Genomic DNA, 20,265 nt, shown 5'->3' with positions numbered 1-20,265 from the left:
GCGATGCTGAGCCCTTATATGTCGCCCGTGGAGCGGGTGTGGTTCTACAGCTTGCGGATCCTCTGCGGCTTGATCCTGCTGTTCCTGATTCTGCCTGTGCTGGTGATCATCCCGCTGTCGTTCAACAGCGGCAGCTTCCTGGTGTACCCGCTGCAAGGCTTCTCGCTGCACTGGTACCAGGACTTTTTCGCCTCGGCCGAATGGATGCGGGCGCTGAAGAACAGCGTCATCGTCGCCCCGGCGGCCACCGTGCTGGCCATGGTGTTCGGCACGTTGGCGGCGATCGGCCTGACCCGTGGGCATTTCCCCGGTAAGGCGCTGGTGATGGCCCTGGTGATTTCGCCGATGGTGGTGCCGGTGGTGATCATCGGCGTGGCCAGTTACCTGTTCTTCGCGCCGCTGGGGCTGGGTAACAGTTTCTTTTCGCTGATCGTGGTCCATGCCGTGTTGGGCGTGCCGTTTGTGATCATCACGGTGTCCGCGACCTTGCAGGGTTTCAACCATAACCTGGTGCGGGCAGCGGCCAGCCTGGGGGCATCGCCGTTGACCGCATTTCGCCGGGTGACCTTGCCGCTGATCGCGCCGGGGGTGATTTCCGGGGCGCTGTTCGCGTTTGCCACCTCGTTCGACGAAGTGGTGGTGACGCTGTTCCTCGCCGGCCCCGAGCAAGCGACCCTGCCGCGCCAGATGTTCAGCGGTATCCGCGAAAACCTCAGCCCGACGATTGCCGCCGCGGCGACCTTGCTGATTGCTTTCTCGGTGTTGCTGCTGCTGACCCTGGAATGGCTGCGCGGCCGTAGCGAGAAGTTGCGCACCGCCCAGGTCTAAATGTGGGAGGGGGCAAGCCCCCTCCCACAATCGGTTCTGTGACCATTCAGCTGTTGAATGGAAGACAACCGATCTCCGTCAGCTACTCTTGTGCCAGCCCACAATCGACAAGAGGCCGCGCACATGAGTACTTCCTCATTCAAGATCGCCCACAAACTGTTGACTGGCGCCGGCGCCATCGAGCAATTGGCCGCAGAGTTGACGCGGCTGGATGTCGACAACCCGCTGATCGTCACCGATGCCGCGCTGGTCAAGTCCGGCACCGTGGCGCTGGCGCTGGCGCATTTGGGCGAGCGCTCTTACGAGATCTTCGACCGGGTGCTGCCCGACCCGGAAATCGCCATTGTCGAAGATTGCATGCGCGCCTACCGCGAAGGCGGGCATGACGGCCTGATCGGCCTGGGCGGCGGCAGTGCGATCGATATCGCCAAGAGCGTGGCGGCCTATGCCGGATACCACGGCGCGCTGGCGGACCTGTTCGGTGTCGATCAGGTGCCGCGCAAGGGCCCGCCGCTGATCGCCATTCCCACGACGGCCGGCACCGGCTCGGAAGTGACCAACGTCGCGATCCTCTCCGACAAGGCCGCGCAACTGAAAAAGGGCATCGTCAGTGACTTCCTGCTGCCGGACGTCGCACTCATCAGCCCGCAGATGACCCTGACCTGCCCGCGCAGCGTCACCGCCGCCAGTGGCGTGGATGCGCTGGTGCATGCCATTGAGTCCTACCTGTCGCTGAACGCCTCGCCGATTACCGATGCCTTGGCCATCGGCGCGATCAAGCTGATTGCCAAGGCGTTGCCCAAGGCTTACGCCAACCCGGCCAACCTGCAGGCCCGCGACGACATGGCCACCGCCAGCCTGATGGCCGGGATGGCGTTCGGTAACGCCGGGGTCGGCGCGGTGCATGCGTTGGCGTATCCGCTGGGCGGGCGCTTCAATATCGCCCATGGCGTGAGCAATGCGCTGTTGCTGCCGTATGTCATGCACTGGAACAAGCTGGCGTGTGTCGAACGCATGCAGGACATTGCCCAGGCCATGGGCGTGAATGTCACCGGCCTGAGCATCAATGACGCCGCCGACCAGGCGGTTGAGGCGATGACGCGACTGTGCGCCGCGGTGGAGATCCCATCGGGCCTGCGCAGCTTCGGTATCCCCGAAGACGCACTCGCCGCGATGGCCGTGGAAGCGGCGGGTATCGAGCGCCTGATGTGCAACAATCCGCGCCAACTCAGCGCTGCCGATATCGAGAAAATCTATCGGGCGGCGTACTAGCCGTTGAGTTAGGTCACGGTGCGCTGGGCAAAGCATGAGGTATACAATGCGCGCCATTGTGATTTAGCTCAAAAAAGGTGCGTCATGCAGCCCTTCGTTATCGCTCCATCGATTCTCTCCGCCGACTTCGCCCGTCTGGGTGAGGAAGTGGACAACGTGTTGGCCGCCGGTGCCGACTTCGTCCACTTCGATGTCATGGACAACCACTACGTCCCCAACCTGACCATCGGCCCGATGGTTTGCGCGGCGTTGCGCAAGTACGGTGTCACCGCGCCGATCGACGCGCACCTGATGGTCAGCCCGGTAGACCGCATCGTCGGGGACTTCATTGAAGCGGGCGCGACTTACATCACCTTCCACCCGGAAGCCTCGCTGCACGTCGACCGCACCCTGCAACTGATCCGCGAAGGCGGCTGCAAGGCGGGCCTGGTGTTCAACCCGGCCACCCCGCTGGACGTGCTCAAGTACGTGATGGACAAAGTCGACATGGTGCTGCTGATGAGCGTCAACCCAGGTTTCGGCGGGCAGAAGTTCATCCCCGGCACCCTCGACAAGCTGCGCGAAGCCCGTGCGCTGATCGATGCCTCGGGGCGTGAGATCCGCCTGGAAATCGACGGCGGGGTCAACGTCAACAATATCCGCGAAATCGCTGCCGCCGGCGCCGACACCTTTGTCGCCGGCTCGGCGATCTTCAATGCGCCGAACTACCAGGACGTCATCGCCAAGATGCGTGCGGAACTGGCGCTGGCGCGTCCATGAGCGGCTTCGAGCGGCTGTTCCCCGGCAAACTGCCACGGCTGGTGATGTTCGATCTGGACGGTACGTTGATCGACTCGGTGCCGGACCTGGCGGCGGCGGTGGACGAGATGCTGCTCAAGCTGGGGCGCAAGCCGGTCGGTATCGAGTCGGTGCGCAAATGGGTCGGCAACGGTGCGCAGGTACTGGTACGCCGGGCGCTGGCCAACCACATCGAGGCCGAGGGGGTCGATGATGTCGAGGCCGAACATGCCCTGGAATTGTTCAACCTCGCCTATGAAGACCACCACGAACTGACCGTGGTGTACCCCGGCGTGCGCGACACTCTCAAATGGCTGAGCAAGCAGGGCGTGGAAATGGCCCTGATCACCAACAAGCCGGAGCGCTTCGTCGCGCCGTTGCTGGACCAGATGAAAATCGGTCGTTATTTCCGCTGGATCATCGGTGGCGATACCTTGCCGCAGAAGAAACCCGACCCGGCGGCGCTGTTTTTCGTGATGAAAATGGCCAATATCCCGGCGTCCCAGTCGTTGTTTGTCGGCGATTCGCGTAGCGATGTGCTGGCGGCCAAGGCGGCGGGCGTGCAGTGCGTGGCCTTGAGTTACGGCTATAACCACGGTCGGCCGATCGCCGAAGAGTCGCCCGCGCTGGTAATTGATGACCTGCGCCGACTAATCCCCGGTTGCTTGGGAGCGGGCGCTGAGATAACGTTGGCCGACACCGATCCATCCCCTTCTGGAAATACCATCGTGGTAGTCACTCGCAAACTCTGGATGAAAGTTATCAAGGCCCTGGCCCGCTGGCGTTGGCGCGCCTGACTGAATCCTGGCCGCGCTGCGGCACGTTTGCACACCTGACTGTTAGACCCTCATGCCACGAGGCACCTCATGATCCGCGAAGAATTCCTGCGCTTGGCCGCTGCCGGCTACAACCGTATCCCCCTGGCCTGCGAAACCCTGGCCGACTTCGACACGCCGCTGTCGATCTACCTGAAGCTGGCCGACGCGCCAAACTCCTACCTGCTTGAATCGGTACAGGGCGGCGAGAAGTGGGGCCGTTACTCGATCATCGGCCTGCCGTGCCGCACCGTCATGCGCGTGTACGACCATCACGTCAGCATCACCCATGACGGCGTCGAGATCGAAAGCCATGACGTCGAAGACCCACTGGCCTTCGTCGAAACCTTCAAGGCGCGCTACAACGTGCCGACCATCCCTGGGCTGCCGCGTTTCAACGGCGGCCTGGTCGGGTATTTCGGCTACGACTGCGTGCGTTATGTGGAAAAACGCCTGGGTAAATGCCCGAACCCCGATCCATTGGGCGTTCCGGACATTCTGCTGATGGTCTCCGACGCCGTGGTGGTGTTCGACAACCTCGCCGGCAAGATGCATGCAATCGTGCTGGCCGACCCCTCCCAGAGCGATGCGTTCGAGCAAGGCCTGGCCAGCCTCGAAGCCCTGCTGGAAAAACTGCGCCAGCCGATCACCCCGCGTCGCGGCCTGGATTTGCGCCGTCCGCCGGCGGCCGACCCGGTGTTCCGCTCCAGCTTTACCCAGGATGACTACGAGCGGGCGGTCGATACCATCAAGGAATACATCCTCGCTGGAGACTGCATGCAGGTGGTGCCGTCGCAACGCATGTCCATCGACTTCAAGGCCGCGCCGATCGACCTGTACCGCGCGCTGCGTTGCTTCAACCCGACGCCGTACATGTACTTCTTCAACTTCGGCGACTTCCACGTCGTCGGCAGTTCGCCGGAAGTGCTGGTGCGCGTCGAAGACAACCTGATCACCGTGCGCCCGATCGCCGGTACTCGCCCGCGTGGCGCGACCGAGGAAGCGGACCTGGCGCTCGAAGAAGAGCTGCTCAGCGACGACAAGGAAATCGCCGAGCATCTCATGCTGATCGACCTGGGCCGCAATGACACCGGGCGCGTCTCGGAAATCGGTTCGGTGAAGTTGACGGAGAAGATGGTCATCGAGCGCTACTCCAACGTGATGCACATCGTCTCCAACGTCACCGGCGAATTGAAGGCCGGCCTGACCGCGATGGACGCGCTGCGGGCGATTCTGCCGGCGGGCACCTTGTCGGGCGCGCCGAAGATTCGCGCGATGGAGATCATCGACGAGCTCGAGCCGGTCAAGCGCGGTGTCTACGGCGGCGCCGTGGGGTATTTCGCCTGGAACGGCAACATGGACACCGCCATTGCGATTCGCACGGCGGTGATCAAGGACGGGGAACTGCATGTGCAGGCCGGTGGCGGGATCGTCGCCGACTCGGTGCCGGCCCTCGAATGGGAAGAAACCCTGAACAAGCGCCGCGCCATGTTCCGTGCAGTGGCGTTGGCTGAACAGACCCCCCAGGGCTAAGAATTCTTGAGGTTTCCCCCATGTTGCTGATGATTGATAACTACGACTCCTTTACCTACAACGTTGTGCAGTACCTGGGCGAACTCGGTGCCGAGGTCAAGGTGGTGCGCAACGACGAACTGACCGTCGCCGAAATCGCCGCCCTGAACCCGGAGCGCATTGTGGTTTCGCCGGGGCCCTGCACGCCGACCGAGGCGGGCATCTCCCTGGAGGCGATCAAATACTTCGCCGGCAAGCTGCCGATCCTCGGCGTGTGCCTGGGTCACCAGTCCATCGGCCAGGCGTTTGGCGGTGAGGTGGTGCGGGCGCGCCAAGTGATGCACGGCAAGACCAGCCCGGTGTTCCATAACAACCTCGGCGTGTTCGAAGGCCTCAACCTGCCGGTCACCGTGACGCGCTACCATTCGCTGGTGGTCAAGCGCGAAACCCTGCCCGACTGCCTGGAATTGACCGCCTGGACCCAGCTGGAAGACGGCTCGGTCGACGAGATCATGGGCTTGCGCCACAAGACACTGAACATCGAAGGGGTGCAGTTTCACCCCGAGTCGATCCTGACCGAGCAGGGCTACGAGCTGTTCGCCAACTTTCTCAAGCAGAGCGGCGGCACGCGCTAAGGACTTTTCATGGATATCAAGACTGCCCTGAGCCGTATCGTCGGCCATCTGGACCTGAGCACCGCGGAAATGAGCGATGTGATGCGTGAGATCATGACCGGTCAATGCACCGACGCGCAGATCGGCGCGTTCATGATGGCGATGCGTATGAAGAGCGAGAGCATCGACGAAATCGTCGGCGCCGTGTCGGTGATGCGCGAGCTGGCGGACAAGGTCGAGCTCAAGACCCTCGACGGCGTGGTCGACGTGGTCGGCACCGGCGGCGACGGTGCGAATATTTTCAACGTGTCCACGGCGGCCTCCTTCGTGGTCGCGGCAGCGGGTTGCACCGTGGCCAAACACGGCAACCGAGCGGTGTCCGGCAAAAGCGGCAGCGCGGATCTGCTCGAAGCGGCCGGGATCTACCTGAACCTGACCCCCGTACAAGTGGCGCGCTGCATCGACAACGTGGGCATCGGCTTCATGTTTGCGCAGTCCCACCACGGCGCGATGAAACACGCCGCCGGCCCGCGCAAGGATCTCGGCCTGCGCACCCTGTTCAACATGCTCGGCCCGCTTACGAATCCGGCCGGTGTGAAGCATCAGGTGGTCGGCGTGTTCAGCCAGGCGTTGTGCCGGCCGTTGGCCGAAGTGTTGCAGCGCCTGGGCAGCAAGCATGTGCTTGTGGTGCATTCCAAAGATGGCCTGGACGAATTCAGCCTGGCGGCGCCGACCTTTGTGGCGGAGCTGAAGAATGATCAGATCACCGAATATTGGGTCGAGCCCGAAGACCTCGGCATGAAGAGCCAGAGCCTGCATGGCCTGGCAGTGGAAAGCCCGGCGGACTCCCTGGCGCTGATTCAGGATGCCTTGGGGCGTCGCAAGACCGAAAACGGCCAGAAAGCCGCCGAAATGATTGTGCTCAATGCCGGTGCCGCGCTTTATGCCGCCGATCACGCCTATAGTCTTAACGAAGGCGTGGCCCTCGCGCATGATGCATTGCACACCGGCCTTGCCCGCGAGAAGCTCGAAGAACTGGGGGCCTTTACTGCGGTGTTCAAGATGGAGAATGAAGGATGAGTGTGCCGACCGTTCTGGAAAAGATCCTGGCCCGCAAAGCCGAAGAAGTCGCGGAACGCCGTGCCCGCGTGAGCCTGGCCGAGCTGGAAAGCCAGGCGAAAATCGCCGATGCGCCGCGTGGCTTCGCCAAGGCATTGATCGCTCAGGCCAAGCTCAAGCAGCCGGCTGTCATCGCTGAAATCAAGAAGGCCTCGCCAAGCAAAGGCGTGATCCGCGAAAACTTCGTACCGGCCGACATCGCCGCCAGCTATGAGAGAGGCGGGGCGACTTGCCTCTCCGTGCTGACTGATGTCGATTTCTTCCAGGGTTCCGACCTGTTCCTGCAACAGGCCCGCGCCGCGTGCAAGTTGCCGGTGATCCGCAAGGACTTCATGATCGATCCATACCAGATCGTTGAAGCCCGTGCCCTGGGCGCCGACTGTGTGCTGCTGATCGTCTCCGCGCTGGATGACGTGAAGATGGCCGAGCTGGCGGCCGTGGCCAAAAGCGTCGGCCTCGACGTGCTGGTGGAAGTCCACGACGGCGATGAGCTGGAACGTGCGCTGAAAACCCTCGACACACCGCTGGTGGGGGTCAACAACCGCAACCTGCACACCTTCGAAGTCAGCCTGGAAAACACCCTCGACCTGCTGCCGCGTATCCCGCGCGACCGCCTGGTGATTACCGAAAGCGGCATTGTTAACCGCGCCGACGTGGAACTGATGGAAATCAGCGACGTGTATTCGTTCCTGGTGGGCGAGACCTTCATGCGCGCCGAGAACCCGGGCGCCGAACTGCAACGCCTGTTCTTCCCGGAGCGTGGTGTGGCAGTCAGCGGTTCGACCCTGGATTGATCAAACCGCGGTCAGTATTTGAAGTGCGGTCAACATGTGGGAGGGGCGGTGCGACGGTTCGACTTGCCCCCGATGGCGGTGTATCAGTTGATAGATGTACTGACTGACACTCCGCCATCGGGGGCAAGCCCCCTCCCACATTCACATTGGGTTTTGTATTTATTCAGCGAGGTAGGTGTTCGATGATCCAGCCAGTGTCGATGAGCGTCGAAGCCGGGCTTGCTGCCGAGCAAAACCTGCTGGCGGCTGTTTGTGCAGGGGAGCAGGCGTTTGGCCTGCTGTTCTGGCAGCCCAGTGATCAGGCATTGGTGATGCCGCGGCGCTTGAGCCGACTGCCGGGGTTTGACGTGGCCAGCCAAGTGTCAGCCGCGGCCGGCTGGCCGGTGCTGTTACGCGAAACCGGCGGCGAGCCGGTGCCGCAATCAAACGCCACGGTCAATATCGCCCTGGTCTACGCACCGCCGCGCAGCGAAGGCGATCAGGGGCGCATCGAAACCGGCTACCTGCGTTTGTGCCAGCCGATCTGTGACTTGCTGATCGAACTGGGCGGCGATGCTTCCGTCGGCGAAATCGACGGCGCGTTCTGCGACGGCCGCTACAACGTCAACCTCAATGGCCGCAAAATGGTCGGCACCGCCCAGCGCTGGCGCCAAAGTGGTGGCCGTCCGGTGGGGCTGGTACACGGAGCCTTGTTGCTGGACAACAATCGCGAAGAACTGATCGCGGCGGTCAATCGCTTCAATCAAGCCTGCGGCCTGGAACAGCGCGTTCGCGCCGACAGCCATATCGCCCTGCACGAAGCCTTCCCCGCACCGGACGCGCTCAGCCGGCTGGATGCGTTGTACCGGCAGATGCTGGCCAGCTTCCTGCCGGTTTAACGGGTGCCGAACACCACCATCGTCTTGCCTTTGACGTCTACCAGGTTGCGTTCTTCCAGATCCTTGAGCACGCGACCGACCATCTCCCGTGAACAACCGACAATGCGCCCGATCTCCTGGCGCGTGACTTTGATCTGCATACCATCGGGGTGAGTCATCGCGTCAGGCTGCTTGCACAGCTCCAACAGACAGCGGGCCACACGGCCGGTGACATCAAAGAATGCCAGGTCGCCGACTTTGCGCGTGGTGTCCCGCAGGCGCTGGGCAATCTGGCCGCTCAGTGCATAAAGGATGTCGGGATCGTGCTGGGTCAGTTCACGAAACTTCGTGTAACTGATCTCGGCCACTTCGCTCTCGATTTTGGTCCGCACCCAGGCGCTGCGCTCCTGTTCTTTGCCCGCTTGTTCAAATAACCCCAGCTCGCCGAAGAAATCGCCGGTATTGAGGTAGGCAATGATCATCTCGCGGCCGTCTTCATCCTCGATCAGGATGGTGACCGAGCCCTTGATAATGAAGAACAGTGTTTCGGAGCGTTCGCCTGCGCAGATGATGTTGTGCTTGGCCGGGTAACGACGACTCTGGCAATGCGTCAGCAGTCTGTCGAGATTCTTGATCTTGGGTATGGGAGTAAAAGCAACCATGGTTGTATCCCGAAAAAGACTGCACAGGGTGGTTGGAATTGTTTTTATCCAGCTGTATCTGCATTGATACACGTTGTACAAAGGATGGCAATGCGCCATTCATTTGGCGCCAGCTTACCAGACACATTGTGACTCGATTAGCCAATTTACCGGGTAACTGTGGCGATTGATGGTTTTACGCGCAAAAGCTGCCGGCCGCGGGCCGTGTGCTAAGCTGGCGACCCTTTTTTAGCAGTGGAGTCTGGGCGATGAAGGCACGCATCCAATGGGCGGGCGAAGCCATGTTCCTCGGTGAGTCGGGCAGTGGCCATGTCGTGGTCATGGACGGTCCGCCGGAAGCCGGTGGCCGCAACCTGGGCGTACGCCCGATGGAAATGCTCCTGCTTGGTGTAGGCGGTTGCAGCAATTTCGACGTGGTCAGCATTCTGAAAAAGTCCCGCCAGGCCGTGGAAAGCTGCGAAGCCTTCCTCGAAGCCGAGCGTGCGACTGAAGATCCCAAGGTGTTCACCAAGATCCATATGCATTTCGTGGTCAAGGGCCGGGCGCTGAAAGAAGCCCAAGTCAAACGTGCCATCGAGCTGTCGGCCGAGAAGTATTGCTCGGCGTCGATCATGCTGGGCGCGGCCGGTGTCGCCATTACCCATGATTACGAAATCATTGAGTTGGGCTGATCCAGGGATTCGTCGGCAATAAAGACAGGGCGCTTTGATAGCGCCCTTTTTTGCAGGTTAGATGCGGTAGGTGCTTTTGGTCATGACCTTGGCCATCAGGCTCATGCCAAACCTCACCGGCGCCGGGAAGCGGAAACCACCGGCGTCCAGTGCGCTTTCTGCGTGGTGTTCTTCGTCGATACGCATCTGTTCAAGAATCGCCCGGGACTTTTCGTCTTCGGTCGGTAACTGTTCCAGGTGCTCATCCAGGTGCTTGCATACTTGCTGTTCCGTGGCCGCGACAAACCCCAGGCTGACTTTGTCGCTGATCAAGCCGGCTGCGGCGCCAATCCCAAACGACAGGCCATAGAACAGCGGGTTCAGCACGCTGGGATGGCTGCCCAATTGGCGAATGCGTTGCTCGCACCAGGCCAGGTGGTCGATTTCTTCCTCGGCGGCATGCTCCATGGCTGCGCGCACTTGCGGCAGCTTGGCGGTCAGCGCCTGGCCCTGGTACAGCGCCTGGGCACAGACTTCGCCGGTATGGTTGATACGCATCAGGCCGGCGACGTGGCGGGTGTCGGTCTCGTTCATCTGTGCATCGGGCTGCACGATGGCGGGCGACGGGCGATACGGCTGGCCGCTGAATGGCAGCAGCGTGCGTATGGCCGTGTCGGCTTGCAACAACAGACGGTCAATCGGCGAGTAGTGACGTTGGGTAGTCATGCTGACCTCCGGGAAGAATCTCGGCGGCCAGTTTACCGCAAGAGAGGGCGAAGCGTTTGCGTTGAGTCAAGGGCATGGGGTCGCATGCGGGAGGCCGGCGACCCGTGTGTCAGGCGTATCAGCCCGGCGGCCAGTTCATCTGGCGCTGACCCAGCACATGCATGTGGATATGGTAAACGGTCTGTCCACCGTCTTCATTGCAGTTCATCACCACACGAAAGCCCTTCTCGCAGCCCTGTTCCAGGGCCAGGCGCTGAGCGGTGAACAGGATGTGCCCAGCCAGGGTTTTGTCGCTTTCGGTCAGATCGTTCAGGGTGCGGATCGGTTTTTTCGGGATAACCAGAAAATGTACCGGCGCTTGTGGGGCGATATCGTGGAAGGCGAGGACCTGATCATCTTCATAGATGATCTTCGCGGGTATTTCTCTGTTGATGATCTTGGTGAACAGAGTATCCAAAGCTGTTTCTCCATGGTGAATGTGCAGGGTGAGTGTACTCAGGCCTTCAGCGCGGGCAATAGGCCTTGTTGATCGCGCCGGCGAGCTTGCGGGTCAGCCAGCGTGGGCTCAAGCGCGGACTAAAGGCGAGCCAGCGATTGCGGCGGCCGGGGATGATGATGGCTTGGTTTTTTTCCAGGGCGCGCACGGTGTAGAGCGCCACTTCTTCCGGGCTCATCAAGTGCGCGCTGCGCTCGAGCTTGGCGGTGTCCATTTGCGCCGTGCCAAAGAAGGCCGTGCGCGTCGGGCCGGGGCACAGCACCGAGACCTTGATACCGCAGGTTTTCAATTCTTCGCGCAGGCCTTCGGAGAAGTGCAATACATAGGCTTTGCTGGCGTAGTAACTGCTCATCCACGGGCCGGGCTGGAATGCGGCGATCGAGGCGACGTTGAGGATCTGCCCGCCGCCATGCAGGGCCATGGCATTGCCGAGGGCGTGACACATACGGGTCAGGGCGAGGATGTTGACTTCGATCAGGTCCTGCTCGGTCATCCAGTCCTGGGCCAGGAACGGCCCGCTGGTGCCCATGCCAGCGCAGTTGACCAGCAAGTCGATCTGCCGCTCGCCTTCCTCAAGCTCCAACAGGAACCCGGACAAACGCAGCGGCTCACCCAGGTCGCAGGCGCGGAACAGCACCTCGACGCCGAAGCGTTGCGTCAATTCGATTGCAATGCTTTCCAACTGATCACGCTGGCGGGCCACCAGAATCAAGCTGCGGCCGCGCCGGGCCAGTGCTTCGGCCAAGGCCAGGCCGATGCCGCTGGAGGCACCGGTGATCAGAGCGTAACGGGTCATGCCTTTCTCCATCGCAACGCCGCCGGACCTGTGACAGAGGCATCACAGGCGGCGGGCGTTTTTTCACTGTTCTGGAGAGTCTACAGGTTCGGCCGCGTCGTCAGCACTTTGCACGTCTTCTTCATTGACGATCACGCTTTGATCGGCGTCTTCATCGGAGGTGATGGAGCTGCTTTCGTAGCTGCTGTCCACGTTGCTTTCGAGTTGGTCCAGGTAGCCGTTCATCCCCAAGGCCATCAAGATGATGAGCATCAACGGAATAAATGCCAGCCACAGGGAGGCCAGGACTTTCACTGCCGTGGAGTTGCGCGGTGGCGGCGCACCGTACTGGTTGGCGCCGGTGTTACCTGGCAACACCAGCAGCAGCAGCGGGAAAATGCTGTTCACCAGCGGCACCAGGTTCAGCAGGTACAGCCAGCCGGACCAGCCCAGGTCGTGCAGACGCTGCACGCCGATTTGCACGCTGACCCAGACAATCGCCACGAACAGCGCGAAACCCAGCAGCGAGCCCAGGATGATGCCCGCCGTCGGCGAAGCGGTCGCCACGGCGAAGCCGGCAGTGGCGAGGATGCCCGAGGCGACGAGCATCGCGACGGTGAGTACCAGCGTCCAGGCCAGGTAGCGCAGGCGACCGATGCGGCCATGGATCGTGAAGATCTTGAGCTCGGCGTACTCCGGCAAATCGTCACCCACTGCGGCACGCGGTGGTGCATACGGGGAGGCGGCAGGGCGGGCAGAGGGCTCGGTCTCGTGGGTTTCGTCAAGGCTGAAGGCCACGGGCTGTTCGGCTTCGATACGCGCGTCGATCCCGGCGTTCTTCAGCGCGGTGAGGTAGGTTTCGGCATCGGGGCGCGCGAGGTCGCGCTTGAGGGCGACGGGGCGACCGGTAAAGAGCTTCTCGATGGCCTCAACGTTGCTTTTGAACAATTCGGCGAGATTCAGTTTAGCGGTGGTGCTTTCGACACCCGGGAGCAGGGCTCCATCAAACACAATCTTGAAACGGTTGTCGCTCATGCGGGCATCCTTGTCATGTTACAGGGGAGGGGGCAGGCCCGCTTCAATGGGCGGGCCCGGCAAGTGTATCAGCGCGGCCAGCGCAACTGTGCCGCCTTCTCGCGGGCTTCGCGGTATTCGGCATCCAGGCGCGCAACGAGTTCATCGACGCCGGGCAAATCATCGATCTCACCGACGCCCTGGCCGGCAGACCATACGGTCTTCCAGGCCTTGGCCTCGTCGTTCAACGGCTTGAGCTTGGCGCCGAAATTGACTTCGCCTTTGCCTTGCAGGGCGGCCAGGTCGAAACCGGCGTTTGTCAGGCTCTGGCGCATGAAGCTCGCGGGCACGCCGGAGACTGCGGCAGTGTGCACGATGTCGACGGCGCCTGATGTGAGCAGCATCTCTTTATACGCATCCGGCGCGTGGCTTTCGGCGGTGGCGATAAACCGCGTGCCCAGATACGCCAGGTCCGCGCCCAGCAACTGGGCGGCCAGGATCTCGTGCCCGTGGTTGAGGCAGCCGGCCAGCAGCAGGGTTTTGTCGAAAAACTGGCGAATCTCGGCGATCAACGCGAACGGGCTCCAGGTGCCGGCATGGCCACCGGCGCCGGCGGCCACGGCGATCAGGCCGTCCACCCCGGCTTCGGCGGCTTTCTCGGCGTGACGTCGAGTGGTGACGTCATGGAAGACCAGGCCGCCGTAGCTGTGTACCGCATCGACCAACGCCTTCACCGCGCCGAGGCTGGTGATGACGATCGGCACCTTGTGCTCGACGCAGATCGCCAGGTCTGCCTCCAACCGTGGGTTGCTGTGGTGGACGATGAGGTTGACGGCGTAGGGCGCCGGGTTGCTCAACTGCGCCAGGCCCGCTTCGATTTCCTCCAGCCAGGCCTTGAAGCCACTGCTTTCGCGCTGGTTCAGTGCCGGGAAACTTCCGACCACGCCATTGCGGCAGCACGCCAGAACCAGTTGCGGATTGGAAATCAGGAACATCGGCGCGGCCACGACGGGCAGGCGCAGACGTTGTTCAAGCAAAGCGGGCAGCGACATTGGAGGTACCCCGAGGCATTGACGTTAGAACGGTTTGACCACGACCAGAATTACGATAGCCAGCAATATCAGAACCGGGAACTCATTGAACCAGCGATAAAAGACATGGCTGCGGGTGTTTTCGCCACGGGCGAAGCGTTTTACCTGTGCGCCGCACATGTGGTGGTAACCGATCAGCAGAACGACCAGGGTCAGCTTGACGTGGAGCCAGGCGCCCATATGGAAGAGGCCGGGGTTGAGGGCGATCATCCAGATGCCGAAGACCAGCGTGGCAAGCATCGACGGGCCCATGATGCCGCGATACAGCTTGCGCTCCATGACGCTGAAGCGTTCCTTGCTGACGGTGTCTTCGCTTTGGGCGTGGTAGACGAACAGGCGCGGCAGGTAGAACAGCCCGGCAAACCAGCACACGATGCTGACGATATGGAAGGCTTTGACCCATAGATAAAGCATTTTTAGTTATTCCCAGGTTCACGGTAACTGAAGATAGTAGTGGCTCATGCGTCCTTACGTCACCTTGGCGGTTGTCGCAGGACAATGCGGCCCCTATTATCGACGGCTTTCCAGTGGGTTCTTTGAGGGCAGGTTTATGGTCAAGGTCGGTATCGTCGGCGGCACGGGTTACACCGGTGTCGAATTGCTGCGTCTGTTGGCTCAGCATCCGCAAGCTGAGGTGGTGGTCATCACTTCCCGATCCGAGGCCGGCCTGGCTGTGGCCGATATGTACCCGAACCTGCGAGGCCATTACGACGGCCTGGCGTTCAGCGTGCCGGACATCAAGACCCTCGGTGCCTGTGACGTGGTGTTCTTTGCCACCCCCCACGGCGTAGCCCATGCGCTGGCCGGCGAGTTGCTGGCCGCGGGCACCAAGGTCATCGATCTGTCGGCGGACTTCCGCCTGCAGGACGCCGACGAGTGGGCCAAATGGTACGGCCAGCCACACGGCGCGCCGCAGCTGTTGGAAGAGGCGGTGTACGGCCTGCCGGAAGTCAATCGTGAGCAGATCAAGCAAGCGCGCTTGATCGCCGTGCCGGGTTGCTATCCGACCGCGACGCAGTTGGGCTTCCTGCCATTGCTCGAAGCCGGGCTGGCCGACGTTTCGCGCTTGATTGCCGACTGCAAGTCGGGCGTCAGCGGCGCCGGGCGTGGGGCGGCGGTGGGGTCGCTGTACTCCGAGACGTCGGAAAGCATGAAGGCCTACGCGGTAAAAGGGCATCGTCATCTGCCGGAAATCCGCCAGGGGCTGCGTCGCGCCGCCGGTAAGGATGTGGGGCTGACCTTCGTGCCGCACCTGACTCCGATGATCCGTGGCATTCACTCGACACTGTATGCGACGGTGGTGGATCGCTCGGTGGATTTGCAGGCGCTGTTTGAAAAGCGTTACGCCAACGAGCCGTTCGTCGATGTGATGCCGGCCGGCAGCCATCCGGAAACCCGCAGTGTGCGCGGCGCCAACGTGTGCCGGATTGCCGTGCATCGGCCGCAGGACGGTGATCTGGTGGTGGTGCTGTCGGTGATCGACAATCTGGTCAAGGGCGCTTCGGGCCAGGCGGTGCAGAACATGAACATCCTGTTCGGCCTGGATGAGAAGCTGGGCCTGTCCCACGCAGGCATGCTGCCGTAAGGCTGTCAGGTCGCCAAGCAGAAGGCCCGTCGATCGGGCCTTTTGTGTTTTTAATGGCGGCTGCGCAGATTGATATACCGTAACAATAGTTGACCGCTTTTCTAGGAGAAGCGGATAATACCGACCATTACGCATATGGCGGCGGTACGCCGGGAGATTATCAGCATGAGCGTTGAGTCCTTCACCCCCACGGCTTTGCAATTCACCCACGGTGCTGCGCACAAGGTGAAGAGCCTGGTCGATGAAGAGGGTAATGATCGCTTGAAGCTGCGCGTATTTGTTACGGGCGGCGGTTGTTCAGGGTTTCAGTACGGTTTTACCTTCGATGAAGAAGTGGCCGATGACGACACCATCGTCGAGCGCGAGGGCGTGAGCCTGGTTGTGGACCCCATGAGTTTCCAATACCTGGCAGGCGCCGAGGTGGATTACCAGGAAGGTCTGGAGGGTTCGCGTTTCGTGATCAAGAACCCTAATGCCACGACTACGTGTGGTTGCGGGTCTTCGTTCTCGATCTGATCGGTAGCGGATATAAAAACGCCGCTTGGCTTTGATCGGCCAAGCGGCGTTTTGCTGTCTGCGGATTCTGGCGGGCAGTCAGGCGGGGTAGATCGCGCCCAGCACCCGTAGCCCGCGTGCGCCAGTGACGCTGGGGCGGTTGGCGGCGATGCCTTCGAGGCAGCAATGGGCCAGCCAGGCGAAGGCCATGGCTTCGACCCAATCGGGATCTACGCCGCAGGTGGCGGTGCTGCTGACCTGGGTCGATGGCAATAGCGTGGCCAGGCGCTTCATCAGCGTGCGGTTATGCGCGCCGCCGCCGCAGACAAGCAGGGTGTTTGTCTGGGGTTGGGCGGTTTGCAGGGCCTCGACGATGGTCAGGGCCGTCAGTTCCAGCAGCGTGGCCTGGATGTCCTGGGGGGCGAAGGCGGGTAGGCGCGCCAGGTGTTGTTGCAGCCATCCCAGGTTGAACACTTCGCGCCCGGTGCTTTTCGGGCCTTTGGTCAAGAAAAAAGGGTCACTGAGCAGCGCGTTGAGCAACTGAGGTTCGACTTTGCCGCTGGCGGCCCATTGACCCTCGCGATCAAAGTGTTCGCCGCGCTGTTGATGAATCCAGGCATCCAGCAAGACATTGCCCGGGCCGCAGTCGAAGCCGGCTACGGGTTTTCCGGTCTCGATCAAGCTGAGGTTGCTGAAACCTCCGACGTTCAAAACCGCACGATTCCCGCTGCGTTCGTCAAACAGTGCTTCATGAAAGGCCGGTACCAATGGCGCACCCTGACCACCTGCGGCAACGTCGCGGCTGCGGAAGTCGCTGACCACGGTGATGCCGGTCAATTCGGTGAGCAAGGCAGGGTTGCCGATCTGTACGGTGAAGCCGCGTGCCGGTTCATGGCGGATAGTCTGCCCATGGCTGCCGATCGCGCGAATGTCCTGGGGCTTGAGGTTGTGCTGGTCGAGCAGGGCATGGATGCCCTGGGCGGCGAGTGTCACCCAGTGCTGCTGGGCCATTGCCGAGCGGGCGATCTCATCCGGGCCGCTGGCGCACAGGCCAAGCAGCTCCGCGCGCAAGCTGTCTGGCATGGGGATGTAGTGAGTGGCGATCAGCTTGATCGCCGCCTCTTGTTCGATCAGGGCGATATCCAGGCCATCGAGGCTGGTCCCTGACATCACGCCTATATAGAGCGGCATACCTTAGCGCTTCGCCGAAGCCAGCAGGGTGGAGCGCTCCTGATCCATGCGTGCCATCAGCGGTTGGCTTTGTTGCATGAAACGCGCGCGTTCGGCCTTGGCGATCGGGTCGGCCATCGGCAGTTTCTGGCCCAGCGGGTCGACGTGTACGCCATTGACCTGAAATTCATAGTGCAAGTGTGGGCCGGTGGACAAGCCGGTCGTGCCGATATAGCCGATCACCTGGCCCTGCTTCACGTTGCCGCCGGTCTGTACGCCCTTGGCGAAGCCTTGCATGTGGCCATACAGCGTGCGGTAGGTGTTGCCGTGCTGGATGATCACGGTGTTGCCGTAACCGCCGCGACGTCCGGCCAACAGTACCTTGCCGTCACCTGCGGCCTTGATGGGCGTGCCGCGCGGCGCTGCATAGTCGACGCCTTTGTGGGCGCGGATTTTGTTCAGGATGGGGTGCTTGCGTCCCATGGAGAAGCGCGAGCTGATGCGGGCGAAATCCACAGGTGTGCGGATAAAGGCCTTGCGCATGCTGTTGCCATCAGCGGTGTAGTAACTGCTGTTGCCTTGTTTGTTGGTGTAGCGCACGGCGGTGTAGGTCTTGCCGCGGTTGGTAAAGCGCGCGGAGAGGATATTGCCGGTGCCGACCACTTTGCCGTTGGCGACCTTCTGCTCGTAGATCACGTCGAATTCGTCACCCTGGCGGATGTCCTGGGCGAAGTCGATGTCGTAGCCAAACACGCTGGCCATGTCCATGGTCATGCTGTGGGACAAGCCGGCACGAGCGGCCGATTGCGACAGCGAGCTGTTGATGACGCCATGTACGTAGGCGGAGCGCATCACTGGCTTGGTGGTGATGCGATTGAACGCGAAACCTTTGGCACCCTTGGTCAGGGTGATGCTTTCCAGGTCGCTGAGGTTGCTGTGCAGGTTGTTCAGCTGGCCATCTGGGGTCAGTTCGAATTCGAGTTTTTGACCGCGTTTGAGCTGGGTGAATTGCTTGGCTTGTTTATCGCTGGCCAAGACCTCATTAACCGTAGTGGCAGGTAGGCCGACCTTCTCGAACAGGGTGGAAAGCGTGTCGCCCTTGCCGACGAGCACCTCGCGATGCTGAGGGCTCTTGGCCTGCGCTACGGCAGGTGCAGCCTGCTGCTGGGCGGTTTTGTCGGTTTCGTCCGGGGCGCTTTCGATCTGGGCAAACGGCGAATCGACGGGTGCATTTGTGGCTTGTTGCGCGTCGGAAGCGTCTTGATCTTGTGTCAGTTGTTCTGCGGGACTTTCCAGGTCAAGGCTCAGGGATGTTCGTTTGGCTTCTACGTCACTGGAAGGGAATACCAGGAGTGCCAGGCTCAGAAGGGCGGCGATACCACTTGCAGCGAGCAGGTGGGTCTTTGGGTAAAGCGGCGGCGCTTTAGACGGTTCTGTGGTCATAGGTAATTTTGACTTTGAAGATGAAATGGAAAAGATGACTGACATGATGAAGATGAAATAACTGTATAAAATATAACCAAATCATCTGTGACGCAAGCTCGCGAACGCCGGGCTTGTCGAACGGTGTCCGTGCGCAGGGCAAAACTTGTAATTAGTCCCTGATCTTGTATGGTTGGTTCCCTTTTGAATCTGAGCCTTGCGGGTCTGTTATGAAGTCGGTTGAAGAGCAGCTAGCGCTGATAAAACGTGGTGCGGAAGAACTGTTGGTCGAGGCGGAGCTGATCGAAAAGCTCAAGCGTGGCCAGCCCCTGCGTATCAAGGCCGGCTTTGATCCGACTGCGCCGGATCTGCACCTGGGCCATACCGTGCTTATCAATAAGCTGCGCCAGTTCCAGGACCTGGGGCATCAGGTGATCTTCCTTATAGGGGATTTCACCGGGATGATCGGTGATCCAAGCGGCAAGAGCGCCACGCGTCCGCCGCTGACCCGTGAACAGGTTCTCGAGAATGCCGAGACCTACAAGACCCAGGTGTTCAAGATTCTCGATCCGGCCAAGACCGAGGTGGCGTTCAACTCCACCTGGATGGACAAGATGGGGCCGGCGGACTTCATTCGTCTGACATCCCAGTACACCGTGGCGCGCATGCTTGAGCGCGATGACTTCGACAAGCGCTATTCGACCAACCAGCCGATCGCGATTCATGAGTTCCTGTACCCGCTGGTCCAGGGCTATGACTCGGTGGCGTTGCGCGCTGACGTTGAGTTGGGTGGCACCGATCAGAAGTTCAACCTTCTGATGGGGCGTGAGCTGCAGCGTGCGTATGGGCAAGAGGCTCAGTGCATTCTGACCATGCCGTTGCTGGAAGGGTTGGACGGCGTCAAGAAGATGTCCAAGTCCCTGGGCAACTATGTCGGTATCCAGGAAGCGCCGGGCGTGATGTACGGCAAGCTGGTTTCGATTCCGGATGCGCTGATGTGGCGTTACTTCGAGCTGTTGAGCTTCCGCTCGATGGATGAGATCAATGCGCTGCGTGCGGATGTCGAGGCGGGTGCCAATCCTCGCGACGTGAAGATCAAGCTGGCTGAAGAGATTGTTGCGCGTTTCCATGGCGAGGAGGCTGCGGCCAGTGCTCACCGTGCGGCGGGCAACCGGATGAAGGATGGTGAGCTGCCGGATGATCTGCCGGAGATCGAGCTGACTGCTGCCGAGGCAATGCCGATCGCGGCCGTCCTTAATAAGGCAGGCCTGGTGAAGAACTCGGCGGTCGCGCGTGACCTCTTGGGTTCCGGTGGTGTGCGTATCGATGGTGAAGTGGTTGATCGCACCTTTATATACGCGCTGGGTGCGACCCATGTTTGCCAGGCTGGGAAGAAGGCATTTGCGCGTATTACGCTCAAATCCGAATAAGTCTGAAATTAACTGTTGACGGCGATTTATATCTGTCTATAATTCGCCCCACTTCCGGCGCAGTCGAAACGGAAAACTCCTTGGTAAACAAAGAGTTACGCAAGATTCGACAGCGACCTGCTTCAGTTCATCGAAGCCTGGAAGGAGTTGGTAGAGCAGTG

22 protein-coding genes are annotated in these 20,265 nt (G+C 61.1%); 13 read left to right on the top strand and 9 right to left on the bottom strand.

Annotated elements, in window-relative coordinates; all coding sequences use genetic code 11:
- Positions 1-3: 3 nt before the first annotated feature.
- From TU80_RS21750 to TU80_RS21710, 9 genes are all read left to right on the top strand, one after another.
- Positions 4-828 carry an ABC transporter permease gene (locus tag TU80_RS21750; RefSeq protein WP_017847797.1) on the top strand — a complete coding sequence of 275 codons (825 nt, stop codon included), beginning with the start codon at positions 4-6 and terminating at the stop codon, positions 826-828.
- 123 nt (positions 829-951) lie between these two features.
- On the top strand, positions 952-2,100 hold the full coding sequence (locus TU80_RS21745) for an iron-containing alcohol dehydrogenase (protein ID WP_046381867.1): 1,149 nt from the start codon (positions 952-954) through the stop codon (positions 2,098-2,100).
- 84 nt (positions 2,101-2,184) lie between these two features.
- Complete coding sequence (rpe, locus tag TU80_RS21740) at positions 2,185-2,859, top strand: ribulose-phosphate 3-epimerase (RefSeq protein ID WP_046381868.1); 675 nt, start codon at positions 2,185-2,187, stop codon at positions 2,857-2,859.
- On the top strand, positions 2,856-3,674 hold the full coding sequence (locus TU80_RS21735; RefSeq protein WP_046381869.1) for a phosphoglycolate phosphatase: 819 nt from the start codon (positions 2,856-2,858) through the stop codon (positions 3,672-3,674). Before rpe ends, TU80_RS21735 begins: the two co-directional genes overlap by 4 nt.
- A 69-nt stretch (positions 3,675-3,743) precedes the next feature.
- Entirely contained in the window at positions 3,744-5,225 is a 1,482-nt protein-coding gene (trpE, locus tag TU80_RS21730; RefSeq protein WP_017847793.1) for an anthranilate synthase component I, read from the top strand.
- Between the two features lie 20 nt (positions 5,226-5,245).
- Entirely contained in the window at positions 5,246-5,839 is a 594-nt protein-coding gene (locus tag TU80_RS21725) for an aminodeoxychorismate/anthranilate synthase component II (protein WP_017847792.1), read from the top strand.
- 9 nt (positions 5,840-5,848) lie between these two features.
- Entirely contained in the window at positions 5,849-6,898 is a 1,050-nt protein-coding gene (gene trpD / locus TU80_RS21720) for an anthranilate phosphoribosyltransferase (protein WP_017847791.1), read from the top strand.
- Entirely contained in the window at positions 6,895-7,731 is an 837-nt protein-coding gene (gene trpC / locus TU80_RS21715; protein ID WP_017847790.1) for an indole-3-glycerol phosphate synthase TrpC, read from the top strand. The genes trpD and trpC overlap by 4 nt, the downstream gene beginning before the upstream one ends.
- Positions 7,732-7,913: 182 nt before the next feature.
- Positions 7,914-8,609, top strand: coding sequence for a lipoate--protein ligase family protein (locus TU80_RS21710; RefSeq protein ID WP_057005387.1), 696 nt, complete (start codon positions 7,914-7,916; stop codon positions 8,607-8,609).
- Here TU80_RS21710 and crp read toward each other — a convergent pair.
- A complete protein-coding gene (crp, locus tag TU80_RS21705) occupies positions 8,606-9,250 on the bottom strand; it encodes a cAMP-activated global transcriptional regulator CRP (protein ID WP_017847788.1) in 645 nt (214 codons plus the stop codon). The genes TU80_RS21710 and crp overlap by 4 nt on opposite strands.
- Positions 9,251-9,498: 248 nt before the next feature.
- Between crp and TU80_RS21700 the strand changes: the two genes are divergently transcribed.
- Entirely contained in the window at positions 9,499-9,921 is a 423-nt protein-coding gene (locus TU80_RS21700; RefSeq protein WP_005792019.1) for an OsmC family protein, read from the top strand.
- 57 nt (positions 9,922-9,978) lie between these two features.
- On the opposite strand, the gene coq7 is transcribed toward TU80_RS21700, so the two are convergent.
- The 6 genes from coq7 to hemJ form a co-directional block, all read right to left on the bottom strand.
- Positions 9,979-10,626 carry a 2-polyprenyl-3-methyl-6-methoxy-1,4-benzoquinone monooxygenase gene (coq7, locus tag TU80_RS21695; RefSeq protein ID WP_017847787.1) on the bottom strand — a complete coding sequence of 216 codons (648 nt, stop codon included), beginning with the start codon at positions 10,624-10,626 and terminating at the stop codon, positions 9,979-9,981.
- Positions 10,627-10,744: 118 nt separating this feature from the next.
- Complete coding sequence (locus tag TU80_RS21690) at positions 10,745-11,083, bottom strand: histidine triad nucleotide-binding protein (protein WP_017847786.1); 339 nt, start codon at positions 11,081-11,083, stop codon at positions 10,745-10,747.
- 46 nt (positions 11,084-11,129) lie between these two features.
- Positions 11,130-11,918 carry an SDR family NAD(P)-dependent oxidoreductase gene (locus TU80_RS21685; RefSeq protein WP_017847785.1) on the bottom strand — a complete coding sequence of 263 codons (789 nt, stop codon included), beginning with the start codon at positions 11,916-11,918 and terminating at the stop codon, positions 11,130-11,132.
- 63 nt (positions 11,919-11,981) lie between these two features.
- Positions 11,982-12,932 (bottom strand): DUF805 domain-containing protein, encoded by a 951-nt coding sequence (locus tag TU80_RS21680; protein ID WP_017847784.1) that lies wholly within the window; start codon positions 12,930-12,932, stop codon positions 11,982-11,984.
- Between the two features lie 68 nt (positions 12,933-13,000).
- Positions 13,001-13,963, bottom strand: coding sequence for an NAD(P)H-dependent flavin oxidoreductase (locus TU80_RS21675; protein WP_046381873.1), 963 nt, complete (start codon positions 13,961-13,963; stop codon positions 13,001-13,003).
- 24 nt (positions 13,964-13,987) lie between these two features.
- Positions 13,988-14,416, bottom strand: a complete 429-nt coding sequence (gene hemJ / locus TU80_RS21670; protein WP_017847782.1) for a protoporphyrinogen oxidase HemJ — start codon at positions 14,414-14,416, stop codon at positions 13,988-13,990.
- A gap of 136 nt (positions 14,417-14,552) precedes the next feature.
- On the opposite strand from hemJ, the gene argC reads away from it, so the two are divergent.
- Positions 14,553-15,587 carry an N-acetyl-gamma-glutamyl-phosphate reductase gene (argC, locus tag TU80_RS21665; protein ID WP_017847781.1) on the top strand — a complete coding sequence of 345 codons (1,035 nt, stop codon included), beginning with the start codon at positions 14,553-14,555 and terminating at the stop codon, positions 15,585-15,587.
- Between the two features lie 165 nt (positions 15,588-15,752).
- Entirely contained in the window at positions 15,753-16,103 is a 351-nt protein-coding gene (erpA, locus tag TU80_RS21660) for an iron-sulfur cluster insertion protein ErpA (RefSeq protein WP_007906865.1), read from the top strand.
- Positions 16,104-16,181: 78 nt separating this feature from the next.
- On the opposite strand, the gene TU80_RS21655 is transcribed toward erpA, so the two are convergent.
- Both TU80_RS21655 and TU80_RS21650 read right to left on the bottom strand, forming a co-directional pair.
- Positions 16,182-17,273, bottom strand: a complete 1,092-nt coding sequence (locus TU80_RS21655; RefSeq protein ID WP_026140132.1) for an anhydro-N-acetylmuramic acid kinase — start codon at positions 17,271-17,273, stop codon at positions 16,182-16,184.
- A gap of 3 nt (positions 17,274-17,276) precedes the next feature.
- Positions 17,277-18,695, bottom strand: a complete 1,419-nt coding sequence (locus TU80_RS21650; protein WP_057005386.1) for a peptidoglycan DD-metalloendopeptidase family protein — start codon at positions 18,693-18,695, stop codon at positions 17,277-17,279.
- Positions 18,696-18,904: 209 nt separating this feature from the next.
- Between TU80_RS21650 and tyrS the strand changes: the two genes are divergently transcribed.
- Positions 18,905-20,104: a tyrosine--tRNA ligase gene (gene tyrS, locus TU80_RS21645; RefSeq protein ID WP_017847777.1), complete on the top strand. Its 1,200-nt coding sequence runs from the start codon at positions 18,905-18,907 to the stop codon at positions 20,102-20,104.
- Positions 20,105-20,265: the final 161 nt, after the last annotated feature.

Origin of the sequence: Pseudomonas veronii (assembly GCF_001439695.1) — a bacterium.
In the GTDB taxonomy this organism is placed as follows: domain Bacteria; phylum Pseudomonadota; class Gammaproteobacteria; order Pseudomonadales; family Pseudomonadaceae; genus Aquipseudomonas; species Aquipseudomonas veronii.
Note: the sequence above shows the minus strand (reverse complement) of the source record. Positions and strands in the feature narration are given on the sequence as shown.